Source organism: Salmonella sp. A1325 (assembly GCF_056991255.1).
The window spans coordinates 223931-241249 of the sequence record NZ_JAMLWO010000006.1 but is presented as its reverse complement, the minus strand read 5'-3'; the positions used below and the strand labels follow the sequence as shown (position 1 = coordinate 241249).

At 53.4% G+C, this 17319-nt stretch carries 14 protein-coding genes; 7 read left to right on the top strand and 7 right to left on the bottom strand.

The window, feature by feature from the left end:
* Positions 1 to 222: 222 nt before the first annotated feature.
* Positions 223 to 1632, top strand: a complete 1410-nt coding sequence (gene cycA, locus NAZ64_RS14195) for a D-serine/D-alanine/glycine transporter (RefSeq protein ID WP_000228322.1) — start codon at positions 223 to 225, stop codon at positions 1630 to 1632.
* Between the two features lie 111 nt (positions 1633 to 1743).
* Here cycA and ytfE read toward each other — a convergent pair whose 3' ends face one another.
* From ytfE to NAZ64_RS14180, 3 genes are all read right to left on the bottom strand, one after another.
* Positions 1744 to 2406 carry an iron-sulfur cluster repair protein YtfE gene (gene ytfE, locus NAZ64_RS14190; protein WP_000331471.1) on the bottom strand — a complete coding sequence of 221 codons (663 nt, stop codon included), beginning with the start codon at positions 2404 to 2406 and terminating at the stop codon, positions 1744 to 1746.
* A 102-nt stretch (positions 2407 to 2508) separates the two neighbouring features.
* Positions 2509 to 3474 (bottom strand): DMT family transporter, encoded by a 966-nt coding sequence (locus NAZ64_RS14185; protein ID WP_220569460.1) that lies wholly within the window; start codon positions 3472 to 3474, stop codon positions 2509 to 2511.
* Between the two features lie 80 nt (positions 3475 to 3554).
* The gene (locus NAZ64_RS14180) at positions 3555 to 4403 is read right to left on the bottom strand and encodes an SDR family oxidoreductase (RefSeq protein ID WP_220569459.1); all 849 of its coding nucleotides are present in this window, start codon (positions 4401 to 4403) and stop codon (positions 3555 to 3557) included.
* A gap of 87 nt (positions 4404 to 4490) precedes the next feature.
* Here NAZ64_RS14180 and NAZ64_RS14175 point away from each other — a divergent pair, with 87 nt between their 5' ends.
* Positions 4491 to 4877 (top strand): winged helix-turn-helix transcriptional regulator, encoded by a 387-nt coding sequence (locus NAZ64_RS14175; protein WP_001201297.1) that lies wholly within the window; start codon positions 4491 to 4493, stop codon positions 4875 to 4877.
* Between the two features lie 57 nt (positions 4878 to 4934).
* On the opposite strand, the gene NAZ64_RS14170 is transcribed toward NAZ64_RS14175, so the two are convergent.
* Positions 4935 to 6878, bottom strand: a complete 1944-nt coding sequence (locus NAZ64_RS14170) for a bifunctional 2',3'-cyclic-nucleotide 2'-phosphodiesterase/3'-nucleotidase (protein WP_000589377.1) — start codon at positions 6876 to 6878, stop codon at positions 4935 to 4937.
* 267 nt (positions 6879 to 7145) lie between these two features.
* Here NAZ64_RS14170 and cysQ point away from each other — a divergent pair, with 267 nt between their 5' ends.
* A complete protein-coding gene (gene cysQ / locus NAZ64_RS14165; protein ID WP_000893398.1) occupies positions 7146 to 7886 on the top strand; it encodes a 3'(2'),5'-bisphosphate nucleotidase CysQ in 741 nt (246 codons plus the stop codon).
* Here the strand turns inward: cysQ and NAZ64_RS14160 are convergent.
* Positions 7876 to 8433 carry a YtfJ family protein gene (locus NAZ64_RS14160; RefSeq protein ID WP_000175302.1) on the bottom strand — a complete coding sequence of 186 codons (558 nt, stop codon included), beginning with the start codon at positions 8431 to 8433 and terminating at the stop codon, positions 7876 to 7878. The two genes, cysQ and NAZ64_RS14160, sit on opposite strands and share 11 nt — an antisense overlap.
* Before the next feature lie 326 nt (positions 8434 to 8759).
* Here NAZ64_RS14160 and NAZ64_RS14155 point away from each other — a divergent pair, with 326 nt between their 5' ends.
* Positions 8760 to 8966, top strand: coding sequence for a DUF1107 domain-containing protein (locus NAZ64_RS14155; protein ID WP_000689229.1), 207 nt, complete (start codon positions 8760 to 8762; stop codon positions 8964 to 8966).
* Between the two features lie 85 nt (positions 8967 to 9051).
* Here NAZ64_RS14155 and paeA read toward each other — a convergent pair whose 3' ends face one another.
* Both paeA and msrA read right to left on the bottom strand, forming a co-directional pair.
* Entirely contained in the window at positions 9052 to 10395 is a 1344-nt protein-coding gene (gene paeA / locus NAZ64_RS14150; protein WP_000934970.1) for a polyamine export protein PaeA, read from the bottom strand.
* Between the two features lie 182 nt (positions 10396 to 10577).
* Entirely contained in the window at positions 10578 to 11216 is a 639-nt protein-coding gene (gene msrA, locus NAZ64_RS14145; RefSeq protein WP_000051466.1) for a peptide-methionine (S)-S-oxide reductase MsrA, read from the bottom strand.
* 212 nt (positions 11217 to 11428) lie between these two features.
* Between msrA and tamA the strand changes: the two genes are divergently transcribed.
* From tamA to NAZ64_RS14130, 3 genes are read left to right on the top strand one after another with little or no spacing between them, the layout of a single operon-like run.
* Entirely contained in the window at positions 11429 to 13162 is a 1734-nt protein-coding gene (gene tamA, locus NAZ64_RS14140; RefSeq protein ID WP_001120237.1) for an autotransporter assembly complex protein TamA, read from the top strand.
* Entirely contained in the window at positions 13159 to 16938 is a 3780-nt protein-coding gene (tamB, locus tag NAZ64_RS14135; RefSeq protein WP_483640969.1) for an autotransporter assembly complex protein TamB, read from the top strand. Before tamA ends, tamB begins: the two co-directional genes overlap by 4 nt.
* A 2-nt stretch (positions 16939 to 16940) precedes the next feature.
* A complete protein-coding gene (locus NAZ64_RS14130) occupies positions 16941 to 17285 on the top strand; it encodes a gamma-glutamylcyclotransferase family protein (RefSeq protein ID WP_220569457.1) in 345 nt (114 codons plus the stop codon).
* Positions 17286 to 17319 lie beyond the last annotated feature (34 nt).

Genomic DNA, 17319 nt, shown 5'->3' with positions numbered 1-17319 from the left:
TATTTTGCAAATGGCGTCGTTACGTGTATTTTTGTGAGCTAATTCGCATTATCAAAGTGATATAACACTCATTTTAAACATAAAATTAACATTGTATTTGAATCTTAGTATTCATCCCGCCGATTCTTACCTAATATCGATGAGTCCTGATAACAGGATCGTCGTATCATAGACCAAAGGCCGTAGAGCCCGCACAACACAGACAGGTACAGGAAGAAAAACATGGTAGATCAGGTAAAAGTCGCAGCCGACGAACAGGCTCCGGCTGAACAGTCGCTACGGCGCAATCTTACAAACCGTCATATACAGCTTATCGCTATTGGCGGCGCTATTGGTACCGGTCTGTTTATGGGATCGGGTAAAACGATCAGTCTCGCCGGACCGTCGATCATTTTTGTGTATATGATCATCGGTTTTATGCTTTTTTTCGTGATGCGCGCCATGGGGGAATTGCTGCTCTCGAATCTGGAATATAAATCGTTTAGCGATTTTGCTTCCGACCTGCTTGGCCCCTGGGCGGGATATTTCACCGGCTGGACGTACTGGTTTTGCTGGGTAGTGACCGGTATGGCTGACGTGGTGGCGATTACCGCCTACGCGCAGTTCTGGTTTCCCGGCCTTTCCGATTGGGTCGCCTCGCTGGCGGTAGTGATCCTGCTGCTAAGCCTCAACCTCGCCACCGTTAAAATGTTTGGTGAAATGGAATTTTGGTTTGCTATGGTCAAAATCGTCGCCATCGTGGCGTTGATTGTGGTCGGGCTGGTCATGATTGCGATGCACTTTAAATCGCCGACCGGCGTTGAAGCGTCTTTCGCGCATCTGTGGAATGACGGCGGCTGGTTCCCGAAAGGTATTAGCGGGTTCTTTGCCGGTTTCCAGATTGCGGTGTTCGCCTTCGTGGGCATTGAGCTGGTCGGTACTACCGCCGCTGAAACTAAAGATCCGGAAAAATCGCTGCCGCGCGCGATTAACTCAATACCGATCCGTATCATCATGTTCTACGTCTTTGCGCTGATTGTCATTATGTCGGTGACGCCGTGGAGTTCCGTGGTGCCGGATAAGAGCCCGTTTGTTGAGCTGTTTGTACTGGTGGGTCTGCCTGCCGCCGCGAGCGTGATCAACTTTGTCGTGCTGACCTCGGCGGCGTCTTCCGCCAACAGCGGCGTCTTCTCGACCAGCCGTATGCTGTTTGGCCTGGCGCAAGAAGGCGTGGCGCCAAAAGCGTTCGCTAAGCTATCGAAACGCGCGGTACCGGCGAAAGGCCTGACCTTCTCCTGTATCTGCCTGCTGGGTGGGGTGGTTATGCTGATGGTCAACCCGAGCGTGATTGGCGCATTCACCATGATCACTACGGTTTCGGCCATCCTGTTTATGTTTGTCTGGACCATCATTCTGTGTTCATACCTGGTGTACCGCAAAAAGCGTCCCCACCTGCATGAAAAATCCATCTATAAGATGCCGCTCGGTAAGCTGATGTGCTGGGTCTGCATGGCGTTCTTTGCGTTCGTGCTGGTATTACTGACGCTGGAAGACGATACGCGCCAGGCGCTGATCGTGACGCCGCTGTGGTTTATCGCGTTGGGTCTGGGCTGGCTGTTGATAGGTAAGAAACGGATGGCGGGAATGCGTTAATTGTTTTGCCCGGTGGCGCTGGCGCTTACCGGGCTTACAGCGTAGCGTTGATTTGGAGGCCGGATAAGGCGCCGTTTACAGCCGCCATCCGGCAAAATGCCCGGCTGGCGATTATTCCCCGGCCAGCGCGCGTGGGAACAGCACGTTATTCTCCAGACTGATGTGCTCCATCAGATCATCAATCATCTCATTAATGCCGTTATACATCGCTTTCCAGGTGGTGCAGGCTTCTGGCGGCGGCGTTACATTTTGGGTGACGTGTTTGATGACGTCTACCAGCTCTCCCGCCTCGTCATGCTCGCTTTCCATTACGCTTATCGGGCCCGTTGCCTGGCGACCCATACCCTGTTTAATCATTGGGAACAGGATCTGTTCTTCTTTCATCATATGGCTGGAAAGCTCTTCATGCAGCGCGGTGAGATATTTTGTCAGGCCGCGTGGGACGTTTGGCTTATCCGCGTGGACGCGTTCCACTTTGGTTGCCTGCAGGATAAGCTCCGGCAGTTGTTCGCGGTGTCGGTCATGATAGCGCACAACGATATGGTCAATAATGTCCGCCAGCGGAACGGCGCGCCAGTCTTTTTCGATGGGCTGTTCAGCCAATTGCGCCAGTTGCGCTTCTATGATGTCAATATCGACGTCGTGACGCGCGGCGGCGCGCGCCAGCGTCTGTTTTCCGCCGCAGCAGTAATCCATATCGTACTGGCGAAACAGCGCCGATGCGCGGGGAATAGAGAGCGCCAGTTCGCCTAAAGGTTGATCGCGATAAGCCATAGCCGTTACCTCATTTGCCATAATATAAGTTGTATTTTAAATGCATCTTTAAGGCTAGGCTATAACTCTTTCGGGGTGCGTATAATTTAAGCCAGTATGAAATTAGCGTTCCGTGACCGGAACGACGGTCGCTTTTTCCGGTTTCGCTCTCACGGCAATGACCACGCCCGCCACCAGGAGCGCAATGCCGCTTAACGTCAGGAATGGCGGGATTTCCTGGCGCAGAATGAAGGTATAGAGCAGTCCCGCCAACGTCTCAAAAACAATCAGCGGCCCTAAAATAACGGTTGGCAATTTTTGGCTGGCGATATTCCAGCACAGCGCGCCCACCCAGGAACACAGCACCGCGATGGCGATCATCAGACCGATAAACAGCGCGGGATGCGGGCCAAAGGGCAGGGTAAACAGCGGTTTCTGGATACTCAGCCACAGACAGACCGCCGCATAGCCGATTAACGAGACCGGCAGCGTAACCAGCGCCTGCGCCGTTGCCCACATCATGGGATGTTTGTCGGGATTTTCCCGCAGCCAGCGGGCGTTGCGCAGCGCATACCATGCCCAGCACGCTACGGAAATCAGCGCCAGCACAATGCCTGAACCATAGCGCCAGCCGCTAACATCGGACAATCCCTGGCTAAGTTCAGCAATATTGACGCACAGCAGGCCAAAACCGATAAGCGCCAGCGCGGGCGCTAAACGCCGCCAGGATAATCTGCCGTCTCGTTGGCTATAGAGAACGTTAGCGAAAAGCGGAATGACGACCGGCAATGTCCCGATGATCATCGTCGAAATCGGCGCGCCGGTTCGCTGAATGGCGCTGGCGAGGCAGGCGTAATAGATTACATTGCCCATCAGAGTCAGCGACAGGGCGGTGGACCAGTCTTTGCGCGTCAACTGGCGTAACCGTGTGCGGCCTAACCAGGCAATTGGCAGGGCAATCAGCCCCAGCGCCAGATAGCGTCCCATTGACTGTAAGAGGGCCGGGTAATCCGGTACGATTAACGGGCCAACGAAAATCAATCCCCACATTAGCCCTGCCAGCAGGGCGTATAGCACGCCGCTAATCATCAGATTCTCCTCATAAACCGTTCCGTCATTATCAGAGAAGGTCTATGAGGATGCCACATAAATTAACTAAATTTTAACACTTACAGTACGGAGCGAAGGCTTTCTGTGAGCGTCGTCGTCGGGCGACCGATGAGTTTACGCAGCGTATGGCTGTCATCAAACAGGCCGCCTTTCGCCGCGCCAGCGTCAGAATTGGCCAACATATCCGCCAGTCCGTCAGGCAGGCCTGCGCCTTTCAGCGCGGCGGCAAAATCGACTTCGCTCAGGTTCTGGTAGACGATTTTTTTTCCGCTCTGATGAGTAAGTTCATCCGCCAACTGGCTTAATGTCCAGGCGTCATCACCCGCCAGTTCGTAGACATTCCCGGCGTGACCCTCTTCACGGATGACGCGCGCGGCGGCGGCGGCATAGTCAGCGCGCATTGCGGAGGCGATTCTCCCTTCTCCCGCTGCGCCAATAAAGACGCCATGCTTCAGCGCGGCAGGGACGCTCGCCAGGTAGTTTTCCGTATACCAGCCGTTACGTAATAGCGTGTGAGGAATACCTGACTCAGCCAGCATTTTTTCCGTTTCAATATGTTCATCGGCGAGCGCCAGCGGCGATTTATCTGCATGTAGCAGGCTGGTATAGGCGATGAATTTCACCTTCGCGGCAATGGCGGCCTGAATGACGTTGCGGTGCTGCGCGGTGCGTTGTCCCACTTCGCTGGATGAAATGAGCAGCAGTTTATCAACGCCCTGTAAGGCGGTGGTCAGCGCGGCTTCGTTAGCGTAATCCGCCTGGCGAACGGCAATCCCGCGCTGACTGAGCGGGGCGGCTTTTTTCGGGTTACGGACGATCGCGATGAGGTGACTGGCGGGCGTCGTTTTTAGCAGGTTTTCAATAACGTGTTGGCCCAGTTGGCCTGTTGCGCCAGTGATAGCAATCATGGTGAACTCCTCAGTGTTGGTCTTGTGTTTTATTACGCTACCACCTAAACTTACTTTTAGTAAGTACGTACAAAAAGGTAAGTATCAATGCGCGCTCATACTCTTTCCCGGCAGTTGCGTGAAGGCAATCTCTTTGCTGAACAGTGCCCGTCCCGTGAGGTGTTAAAACATGTCACCAGTCGCTGGGGCGTACTGATTCTGGTCGCGTTACGCGACGGTACACACCGTTTTAGCGACCTGCGCCGCAAGATGGGAGGCGTGAGTGAAAAGATGCTGGCGCAGTCGTTACAGGCGCTTGAACAGGACGGATTTCTCAACCGGGTGTCATATCCAGTTGTTCCGCCACATGTGGAGTACAGCCTGACGCCGCTTGGCGAGCAGGTGAGCGATAAAGTCGCCGCACTGGCGGACTGGATAGAACTGAATTTGCCCCAGGTATTGGCGCAGCGGGAGCGTTTATCAGATGGCGGCTAGCGCTTTATTCGGCCTGCCAGTCAGGCCGAATAAACGCAGCGCCATACGGGACTCACGTTACTTGCTCAAATCTACCTGATAAATGGCAAAACCAATATCATCAACGGCAACCTTCTTCATCGGATACTGCCCTTTCGCTTTAATGAAGGCAGCGGCTTTATCGCCTGGCGATGTTTCAAAGCGGATATCCAGCGCCGTATCGCTGTGGATTGGTGCCAGACGCCAGTTATTATCCGCCGCCGGATGGATTTCGCCCGCGCGTTTTGATTCTGCGCCAATCCATGCCGCCAGCACGGCGCGATTTTCATCCGGAGACGCAAAGGCGATATGGCTGTCGCCCGTGCCGGCAAACTTGCCGCCGTAAGCGCGATAGTTATTCGTGGCGACCAGGAACGTAGCGTTCGGGTCGACAGGCTTACCGTTAAAGGTCAGGTTTTTAATACGTTCCGCCTGCGGATTCACCATCTGGCATTCGCCATCATAGCGGGCGGGCTGTGACACATCGATTTGATAATTCACGCCGTCAATGACATCGAAATTATAGGTGCGAAAGCCATCCCAATTGATCAACGATTGCGGTTTGTTGCTGTGAATATCAATTTGATTAAACTGTCCGGCAGAACATTCCAGCCACTCTTTTACCTCCTTGCCGCTGGCTTTCACCACCACCAGCGTATTCGGATAGAGATAAAGATCGGCGGCGTTACGGAAGGTCAACTGGCCTTTTTCCACTTCGACAAAACTGGCAGGATCGTTCTTACGCCCGCCAACTTTAAACGGCGCGGCGGCGGACAGCACCGGCAGTTTCGCCAGATCCGGATCGCCCTGAATAAAGTGTTCCACATACGCTTTTTGCGCGTTATTCACCACCTGTACGGTAGGATCGTCCTGCACCAGAGCAAGATAACTGTACATGTTATCGGCGGATTTACCGATGGGCTTGCTGACAAACTCGCGGGTGGCATCGTGATCGGCTTTCAGAATACCGACCAGCTTACTGTCTTCCGCTGCCAGCGACTTTTTAGCGGCGGCGTCGTAAATAGGCCGCGCTTCCGCTTTCGCCTGCGTAACCTGCCATTTACCGCTGTCGTTATTGAGCACCAGATCGACCACTCCCAGATGGTCGCCCCACATGCCTGGCATTACCGCAGGAATGCCGTTAAGCGTACCTTTGGCGATATCCGCGCCTTTGATGTCGGCAAAATCTTTACCGGGGAAGACGGCATGGGCGTGGCCAAACATAATCGCGTCGACGCCGGGAACTTCGCTGAGGTAATAAACCGAGTTTTCCGCCATGCTGTGGTACGGATCGGCAGAAAGGCCTGAGTGAGCAATGACTACCACGATATCAGCGCCTTTCTCGCGCATTTCGGGCACATATTTCCGGGCGGTTTCCGTAATGTCATTGACGGTAACTTTGCCGCTCAGATTCGCTTTATCCCAAATCATGATTTGCGGCGGAACAAAGCCGATATAGCCGATTTTCAGAGTTTGCGGGTTGCCGTCTTTATCAATAACGCTCGTCTCTTTAATCAGATAAGGCGTAAAGAGCGGCTTTTGGGTTTTAACGTCGATAATATTGGCGTTAACATAAGGGAATTTCGCGCCGGCCAGCGCGTTATGCAGATAGTCCAGACCATAATTAAACTCATGGTTGCCGAGGTTTCCAACCGCGTAATCCAGAGTGTTGAGCGCTTTATAGACCGGGTGAATATCACCGTCTTTGAGCCCTTTTGCCGCCATATAATCGCCCAGAGGGCTCCCCTGAATCAGGTCGCCGTTATCCACCAGCACGCTGTTTTTGACTTCATTTCGGGCGGCATGAATCAAACTTGCGGTACGTACCAATCCGAATTTTTCGGTTGCGGTATCCTTGTAATAATCGAAATCCATCATGTTGCTATGTAAATCAGTAGTTTCCATGATACGGAGATCGACGGTGGCCGCATTCACGCTGGCGGCGATCAGCGTAGCCAGAAGCGTTGCACTAAACTTAATCATCAGAGGCACCTTTTAAGAACGCAATAGAAAAGCCGGATAGTGAAAAATAGCGATGATAAACAGTGAAACCCGATATCGTTCCGACCGTCGCCAGAAGAAGGCGAAACCGCCCCATCCGGCCGATTTTTTGCGAGTGTTCACAGAAGGGTGAATCATGCCATGAAAGGTATTATCAAAACCGCAGACGGTATCACAGTTGGCGGAACCCTTAACGATCGGGTATAAGTAAAACAACGAGTTAACGCCCCCGTCATAAAGAGGTGGAGAATGTTAGAACAAGTATGCCAGCTTGCACGGAACGCGGGCGATGCCATTATGCAGGTTTATGATGGAGCCAAACCGATGGAGTACGCCCGCAAGCAGGACGATTCTCCAGTCACTGCGGCGGATATCGCCGCACATACCGTGATTCTCGAAGGGTTACGCACGCTCACGCCGGATATTCCGGTGCTTTCAGAAGAAGATCCGCCTGCCTGGGAAGTGCGCCAGCACTGGCAGCGCTACTGGCTGGTCGATCCGCTCGACGGCACCAAAGAGTTCATCAAGCGCAATGGCGAATTCACGGTCAATATCGCGCTGATTGAGCAGGGCAAGCCGGTGTTGGGCGTTGTCTATGCGCCGGTGCTGAAAGTGATGTACTACGCGGCGGAAGGTAAGGCCTGGAAAGAGGAGTGCGGGGTGCGTAAGCAGATTCAGGTCCGGGATGCCCGCCCGCCGCTGGTGGTGATTAGCCGTTCGCATACGGATGATGAACTCACCGAATATCTCCAACAGCTTGGCGAACATCAGACTACCTCTATTGGTTCCTCGCTGAAATTCTGCCTTGTGGCGGAAGGCCAGGCGCAGCTTTACCCCCGATTTGGGCCGACCAGCGTCTGGGACACTGCCGCTGGTCATGCCATTGCCGTTGCAGCCGGAGCGCACGTTCACGACTGGCAGGGAAAAACGCTGGACTATACCCCTCGTGAATCGTTCCTTAACCCCGGCTTCCGGGTGACTATTTACTGAGGAGCTTATGCAGCAGGTCGACCACCTGCTGTACCTCTTGCTGGGTTAACGCGCCATCTTTCACCCATTGAACCCGACCGTCTTTGTCAAGCACGATGACGGCGGACCCCTCTTCTTTTAATTGCCAGGCGTTACGCGCCACGCCATTGCTGTCGACAATAAATTGCGACCACGGGTAGAGCTTTTTATTACTTTCTATACTGCTACGCACGAACATACCGGAGCCTGGGATCGCATCATCGGTGTTCACAATTGTGGTCGTCTGGTATCTGTCATGCGGAAGCCCGGCGGATTTAATCGCTTCAATCAGCGTGGCGTTTTTTTCCTTCGCTGACGTTCGACCCGCAATGTGCAGCAGGACGCGCACTTTTCCCGCCAGCTGAGCGCTATTCCAGTTTTTATAACTAAACTCATCTTTATTCAACGTCAGTTCGCCACGGTCGGCAATGCCTACCGGCGGCACCCGTTGGTTAACTTCAAGGTTATGCGCACAAGCCATTATGGGGAGTAGCAGACACGACATCGCCAGAATTTTACGTAGGGTCATGGTCATTCCTTCTTTATTTTTTTGCAGGTGATCCGACCACTTTGGGCCGATAGTTAATCATATGTGCGATTGATGCTTTTTCCCGCAAAGGGGATGCCAGTTTGCGGGCGGGCGCACACTTCCTGTGAAAAATGAAGGCATATACTGAGAAAAATGAGCTGATGTTTAGATAATTCTGAATAACTGTAATCAAAAGGTAAATATACTTATGCACACTGGAAACGACGTAGATATGGTCTATAGTCATATGGCATTAAAATTTGCGCCTTAAAACTGTTGGGCCGATTGTGGCACCGCAAGGGCGTAATACTCTGCAGGAGACAACAATGAAAATTTTCCAACGCTACAACCCGCTACAGGTGGCGAAGTACGTGAAGATCCTGTTCCGTGGACGGTTATATATCAAGGATGTTGGCGCTTTTGAGTTCGATAAGGGTAAGATTCTTATCCCAAAAGTGAGAGACAAGCAGCACTTGTCTGTGATGTCTGAAGTTAACCGTCAGGTTATGCGTCTGCAAACTGAGATGGCGTAACCAAAAGTGCTATGCAGTAGGTTAAAAAAGTAAAAAAAAAACGGCTCCTGAATCAGGAGCCGTTGATGTTTCTGGCAAACGGATTTCAGGCCGCGCTGTCTTCTTTACCTTGCGCATCGGGCAGTTTCGGCGCCGGTACGTTGCTTTTATTGTCGAGACGCGTCACCAGCAACTGATCGATACGGTAGTTGTCGATATCCACCACTTCAAATTTGTAGCCGGAAAACTTCACTGAATCAGTGCGTTTTGGGATCTTGCGCAGCATAAACATCATAAAGCCGCCAATGGTTTCATAGTTGCCGGATTGCGGAAACTCATCGATATCCAGCACGCGCATGACGTCGTCAATCGGCGTGCCGCCGTCAACCAGCCAGGAATTTTCATCGCGCGCCACAATTTGCTCTTCCAGTCCCTGGCCGACCAGGTCACCCATTAGCGTGGTCATCACATCGTTCAGCGTAATGATACCGACGACCAGCGCGTATTCATTCATAATGACCGCGAAATCCTCGCCCGCCGTTTTGAAACTTTCCAGCGCCTCAGAAAGGGTCAGCGTATCCGGCACAATCAAGGTATTGCGAATTTGCACGCCGCCATTCAGCGCCATACTTTGGTTCGCCAGCACGCGGTTCAGCAGATCTTTGGAGTCTACATAGCCGATGATGTGGTCGATATCTTCATTACACACCAAAAATTTTGAGTGCGGATGTTCGGCGACCTTTTTCTTCAGGCTTTGCTCGTCTTCGTGCAGATCAAACCAGATGATACTTTCGCGCGGCGTCATGGAAGACGGTACGGTGCGGGATTCAAGTTCAAACACATTTTCAATCAGTTCGTGCTCTTGCTTGCGCAAGACGCCCGCCAGCGCGCCGGCTTCCACCACTGCGTAAATATCATCAGAAGTAATGTCGTCTTTCCGCACCATTGGAATTTTGAACAGGCGGAAGATGTTGTTTGCCATGCCGTTAAACAGCCACACCAGCGGGCGAAAAACGAACAGGCAGAAGCGCATCGGGTTGATGATACGCAAAGCCACAGCTTCTGGCGCAATCATACCGATGCGTTTCGGGGTTAAATCCGCGAACAGGATAAACAGCCCCGTCACCAGCGAGAAAGAGAGAATAAAGCTCAGCTGCTCGGAGAGTTCTGGCGACATATAGTGCGAGAAAAGGGCGGAAAAGGCGGGCGAAAATGCCGCATCGCCGACGATACCGCCAAGAATAGCGACGGCGTTCAGGCCAATTTGCACAACGGTGAAAAACATGCCGGGATTTTCCTGCATTTTCAATACGCGTTGTGCGTTGATACTGCCTTCATCAGCTAATAACTTAAGTTTAATCTTACGTGATGCGGCAAGCGAGATCTCGGAGATGGAGAAGAACGCACTTACAGCGATCAGGCAGAATATAATGAATATACTGTTTAACATATCTTATCCGGCGAAACGCCAGATCCTCGGAAGGGAAGTTTATAAATCCGTGTGGTAACGTTTAATGAAAACCGGCTCGTAGCAGTGAGCCGATAAGTTCAGGGCTAGTATAGCGTAAGCTACTGTAAAGTCGCCAGAGGGTTCATTTTCAACTCCGACAAGTTCCCCCTACGCCAGCGTCGTCACGCGTCAGGCGGCAGGCAAACGCCGATCCCGCCAATCCCGCAGTAACCGTATGGATTTTTGTGCAGATACTGTTGGTGTTCATCTTCGGCGTAGTAAAACGGCGTCGCATGGGCGATTTCCGTGGTAATAGGGCGATGGTCTCCGGCGGCGGCCATTGCCGCCTGAAAGCGCTCGCGACTGGCGTGAGCGGCGGCATTCTGTTCCGGCGTTAAGGGATAAATCGCAGAACGGTATTGCGTACCGTGATCGTTACCCTGTTGCATCCCCTGCGTCGGATCGTGATTTTCCCAGAAGGTCTGTAAAAGCTGCTCATAACGGATAACGGCAGGATCGTACACTATCCGTACCGCTTCGGCATGACCGGTCTGCCCGGAGCAGACTTCCCGGTAGGTTGGATTAGGCGTGTAACCGCCTGCATACCCTGCCGCGGTGCTATATACGCCGGGCAATTGCCAGAATAAACGTTCTACGCCCCAGAAACAGCCCATAGCGAAGTAGGCGATCTCCATCCCGGCAGGGACATTGGTCATAGAGTGTTCATTTACCGCATGCAGAGTGGCGATCGGCATCGGGGTGTTGCGTCCTGGTAACGCATCTGCTTGAGTAACCAGATGTTTTTTATCAAATAAACTCATGAGCTATTCTCCCGAAAGCGTTAATTGGCGTTAAGGTTGTAACGAGACGCATCTTTGCACACAATAACAACATTAATGTATCTGGATTTAACCATAAGAAATATTTGGGCAGTCGTCTGCTTTTCAATCGAAATTGTTGATTTTATGTTAAGCCGCGGAGCGGTAGTGTGATTTTTTCCAGGGGTGGGAATAGGGGATATTCAGGAGAAAATGTGCCACATATCCGTCAGTTATGTTGGGTTAGCTTACTGTGCCTGAGCAGTTCTGCGGTAGCCGCAAATGTTCGTCTGAAAGTCGAAGGGCTATCCGGAGAGCTGGAAAAAAACGTTCGCGCACAGCTCTCTACGATTCAGAGCGATGAGGTGACGCCGGATCGGCGCTTTCGCGCCCGAGTTGATGATGCGATTCGCGAAGGGCTTAAAGCGTTAGGCTATTACGAACCCACTATCAAATTCGACTTGCTTCCACCGCCTGCGAAAGGACGGCAGGTATTAATCGCCAGGGTTACGCCCGGCCAGCCGGTGTTGATTGGCGGTACAGAAGTCATTTTACGCGGCGGCGCGCGCACGGACAAAGATTATCTGGCCTTACTGAAAACGCGTCCGGCAATCGGCACGGTGCTGAACCAGGGAGACTATGACAATTTTAAAAAGTCGTTAACCAGCGTGTCGCTACGTAAAGGCTATTTCGACAGCGAATTCGTTAAAAGTCAGTTGGGAATTGCTCTGGGCCGTCATCAGGCGTTTTGGGATATTGATTATGATAGCGGTGAGCGCTATCGCTTCGGGCCTGTCACCTTCGAAGGTTCGCAGATTCGTGATGAATATTTACAAAATCTGTTGCCGTTTAAAGAGGGCGATGAGTACGAGTCGAAAGATTTGGCGGAACTAAACCGCCGACTTTCCGCTACCGGATGGTTTAATTCTGTCGTGGTGGCGCCGGAATTTGAGAAATCGCGTAAAACAAAAATTCTGCCGTTAAAAGGCGTGGTATCGCCGCGAACCGAAAACACGATTGAAACCGGGGTGGGGTACTCCACCGACGTCGGGCCGCGCGTGAAAGCGTCGTGGAAAAAACCGTGGATGAACTCCTACGGTCATAGCCTGACCACCAGCACCAGTATTTCTGCGCCGGAACAGGTGCTGGATTTTAGTTATAAAATGCCGCTGCTGAAAAACCCGCTGGAGCAATACTATCTGGTACAGGGCGGTTTTAAACGTACCGATTTGAATGATACGGAGCAGGACTCGACCACGCTTGCCGTGTCGCGTTACTGGGACCTTTCCAGCGGTTGGCAGCGGGCGATTAACCTGCGCTGGAGTTTCGACCACTTTACCCAGGGGAACGTCACCAATACCACCATGCTGTTCTACCCGGGCGTGATGATCAGCCGAACCCGCTCGCGAGGGGGACTGATGCCAACCTGGGGCGATTCGCAGCGCTACTCGGTAGACTATTCGAATACGGCCTGGGGCTCCGACGTGGATTTCTCCGTGCTGCAGGCGCAAAACGTCTGGATTCGGACTTTGTACGATCGCCACCGTTTTGTGATGCGCGCCAATTTGGGCTGGATAGAAACCGGTGATTTCGACAAAGTTCCGCCGGATTTACGTTTCTTCGCCGGGGGCGACCGCAGTATTCGCGGCTATAAATACAAATCTATTTCGCCTAAAGATAGCGACGGCAATCTTAAAGGCGCCTCAAAACTGGCAACCGGATCGCTGGAGTACCAGTATAACGTCACCGGCAAATGGTGGGGGGCAGTGTTTGTCGATAGCGGCGAGGCGGTGAGTGATATTCGCCGTAGCGATTTCAAAACCGGGACCGGGGTCGGCGTGCGCTGGGCGTCGCCGGTTGGGCCTGTCAAACTCGATTTTGCCGTACCGGTCGGCGACAAAGACGAACACGGTTTACAGTTTTATATCGGTCTGGGGCCTGAATTATGAGTTTATGGAAGAAAATAAGCCTCGGCGTGTTGATTTTCATTGTGGTGTTACTGGCGAGCGTTGCGTTTCTGGTCGGGACGACGACGGGGCTGCATCTGGTATTCAGTGCGGCGAACCGCTGGGTGCCGGGGCTGGAGATTGGGCAGGTCACCGGCGGCTGGCGGGACTTATCGTTAAAAAATATCCGCTATGAGCAGCCGGGCGTTGCGGTGAATGCGGGCGAAATTCATCTGGCCGTCGGGCTTGATTGCCTGTGGCGCAGTAGCCTGTGCGTCAATGATCTGGCGTTAAAAGACATTAATGTCGCTATCGACAGCAAAAAAATGCCGCCTTCCGAACCGGCGCAAGAAGAGGAAGAAAGCGGACCGCTGAACCTCTCCACCCCCTGGCCCATCACGCTGTCGCGCGTGGCGCTGAATAACATCAATATCAAGATTGATGACACTACCGTTTCGGTGCTGGATTTTACCTCCGGGCTGGCATGGCAGGAGAAAAACCTGACCCTGAAACCGACGCGGCTTCAGGGATTGCTGATCGCGCTGCCGAAGGTCGCTGACGTGGCGCAGGAAGAGGTGGTTGAACCCAAAATCGAGAAACCTCAACCGGATGAAAAGCCGCTTGGCGAAACGCTAAAAGATCTGTTTGCAAAACCAGTAATGCCGGAGATGACCGATGTTCACCTGCCGCTCAATCTGAATATCGAGTCATTTCGCGGCGAGCAGCTACGCATCACCGGCGATACCGATCTGACGGTGCGCACGATGCTGCTTAAAGTCAGCAGTATCGACGGTAATATGAAGCTGGATACGCTGGATATCGACGCCAACCAGGGCACGGTGAAAGCCTCCGGTACGGCGCAGCTCGCCAATAACTGGCCGGTTGATATTACGCTCAACAGTACGCTGAATATCGATCCGCTAAAGGGTGAAAAGATAAAACTCAAGGTCGGCGGCGCGCTACGCGAACAACTGGAGGTCGGGGTGAATCTTTCCGGGCCGATGGATGTCGCGCTTCGCGCCCAGACGCGGCTGGCGGAGGCCGGTTTACCGCTCAATCTTGAGGTCGTCAGCCAACGTATTGCCTGGCCATTGACGGGTGATACCCAGTTTCAGGCTGACGATCTGAAGCTCAAACTGAGCGGTAAGATGACCGACTATACGTTGTCGATGCGAACCGCCGTGAAAGGACAAGATATTCCGCCGGCGACCATTACGCTGGATGCTAAAGGGAATGAGCGGCAGATTAATCTCGATAAACTCACCGTCGCCGCTCTGGAGGGAAAAACCGAACTGAAAGCGCTGGTGGACTGGCAGCAGGCGATTAGCTGGCGTGGCGAACTGACGCTGAATGGCATCAATACCGCTAAAGAGATCCCGGACTGGCCCGCGAAGCTTAACGGCGTCATGAAAACCAAAGGCAGCCTCTACGGCGGCACCTGGCAGATGGATGTCCCGGAACTCAAGCTGACCGGCAATGTGAAGCAGAACAGCGTTAACGTCAACGGGACGCTAAAGGGCAACAGCTACATGCAGTGGACGATCCCGGGGCTGCACCTTGCGCTGGGCCCAAACAGCGCCGATATAAAAGGCGAGCTTGGCGTTAAGGAGCTGAATCTTGACGCCGCCATCGATGCGCCAGGGCTGGATAATGCGCTGCCAGGGCTGGGCGGCATGGCAAAAGGAATCGTTAAAGTCCGCGGTACGGTAGAAGCGCCGCAGTTGTTGGCGGATATCACCGCCCGCGGCTTGCGCTGGCAGGAGCTGTCTGTCGCCCAGGCGCGCATTGAGGGCGATATTAAATCCACCGATCAGATAGCGGGCCATCTCAACGTTCGCGTAGAGCGGATTTCGCAACCCGACGTTAACATCAATCTGGTGACGCTTGACGCCAAAGGCAGCGAGAAGCAGCATCAGCTACAGCTCCGTGTTCAGGGAGAACCGGTATCCGGTCAACTCTCCCTGACAGGCAGTTTTGATCGCGAGGCGGCGCGCTGGAAAGGGACGTTAAGCGACACCCGTTTCCAGACGCCAGTGGGGCCATGGTCGTTGACCCGCGCGATTGCGCTGGACTACCGTAATAAAGAACAGAAAATCAGTATCGGACCGCATTGTTGGCTGAACCCGAACGCCGAGCTGTGCATCCCGCAAACCATTGATGCGGGTGCCGCAGGACGGGCGGTGGTCAATCTCAACCGCTTTGATCTGGCGATGCTGAAGCCATTTATGCCTGATACCACTCAGGCCAGCGGGATCTTTAGCGGGAAAGCGGACGTGTCGTGGGATACCACCCAGGAGGGATTGCCGCAGGGGAAGGTCACGCTTTCCGGTCGTAACGTGAAGGTCACGCAGACCGTCAATGACGCGCCGTTACCGGTCGCATTTGAGACGCTGAACCTCTGCGCCGATCTGCACAATAATCGCGCCGAGCTGGGATGGCTGATTCGCCTGACGAACAATGGTCAATTCGATGGCCAGGTGCAGGTAACCGATCCTCAGGGGCGGCGCAATCTCGGCGGTAACGTCAACATGCGCAATCTCAATCTGGCGATGGTCAACCCTGTCTTTTCGCGCGGCGAAAAAGCGGCGGGAATGTTAAACGCCAGGCTACGTCTGGGCGGCGATGTACAAAGCCCGCAGTTGTTTGGTCAGTTGCAGCTTAGCGCGCTGGATATTGACGGTAATTTTATGCCGTTTGAGATGCAGCCGAGCCAGCTCACCATGAACTTTAGCGGGACGCGTTCGACGCTCGCCGGTATCGTGCGAACACAACAAGGGCAAATTAACCTGAACGGCAACGCCGACTGGAGTCAGATTGACAACTGGCGCGCGCGGGTGACGGCGAAAGGCAGCCGGGTGCGGATTACCGTTCCGCCGATGGTGCGCCTGGATGTCTCGCCGGATGTGGTCTTTGACGCGACGCCTTCGCTGTTCACGTTGGATGGGCGTGTGGACGTTCCGTGGGCGCGAATTGTGGTGCACGACCTGCCGGAGAGCGCGGTCGGCGTCTCCAGCGATGTGGTTATGCTCAACAATGACCTGCAACCAGAAACGCCGCAGACAGCGTCTATTCCCATCAACAGTAATCTGACGGTCCACGTCGGCAACAATGTGCGCATCGACGCCTTCGGGCTTAAAGCGCGTTTGACCGGCGATTTGAAAGTCGCGCAGGATAAGCAGGGGCTGGGGCTGAATGGTCAAATCAATATTCCTGACGGCCGATTCCGCGCCTACGGCCAGGACCTGCTTGTCCGTAAAGGCGAGCTGCTGTTCTCCGGCCCGCCGGATCAGCCGCTGCTCAATATCGAAGCGATCCGTAACCCTGACGCCACCGAAGACGATGTCATTGCGGGCGTGCGTGTCACAGGCACTGCTGATGAACCCAAAGCGGAAATCTTCTCCGATCCGGCGATGCCGCAGGCTGAAGCGCTTTCTTATCTGCTGCGTGGGCAGGGGTTGGACAGCAATCAGAGTGATAGCGCAGCAATGACCTCCATGCTTATTGGCCTGGGGGTTGCGCAAAGTGGTCAGGTTGTGGGTAAAATCGGAGAGACATTCGGCGTAAGTAATCTGGCGCTGGACACGCAAGGGGTGGGCGATTCGTCTCAGGTTGTGGTCAGCGGCTATGTACTGCCGGGTCTACAGGTGAAGTATGGTGTAGGGATATTTGACTCTCTGGCGACGCTCACGTTACGTTATCGCCTGATGCCTAAGCTATATCTGGAAGCAGTGTCTGGCGTAGATCAGGCACTTGATTTGCTCTATCAGTTTGAGTTTTAGCAATGCGAATATTTGTCTATGGCAGTTTACGACAGAAACAAGGCAACAGTCACTGGATGACCAATGCCCAATTGCTTGGCGATTACCGTATCGATAACTACCAGTTGTATAGTCTGGGCCACTATCCAGGCGCAGTTCCGGGAAACGGAGCGGTATACGGTGAAGTTTATCGAATTGATAACGCCACGCTGGCCGAACTTGATGCTTTGCGCACCAGGGGCGGTGAATACGCACGCCAGTTAATCCAGACGCCTTACGGCAGCGCATGGATGTATGTATATCAACGTCCTGTTGATGGGTTAACTCTGATTGAAAGCGGTGACTGGTTAGACAGAAACCAGACCTGAACTGAACACGCCACCCTCGGGTGGCGTTGTTTTT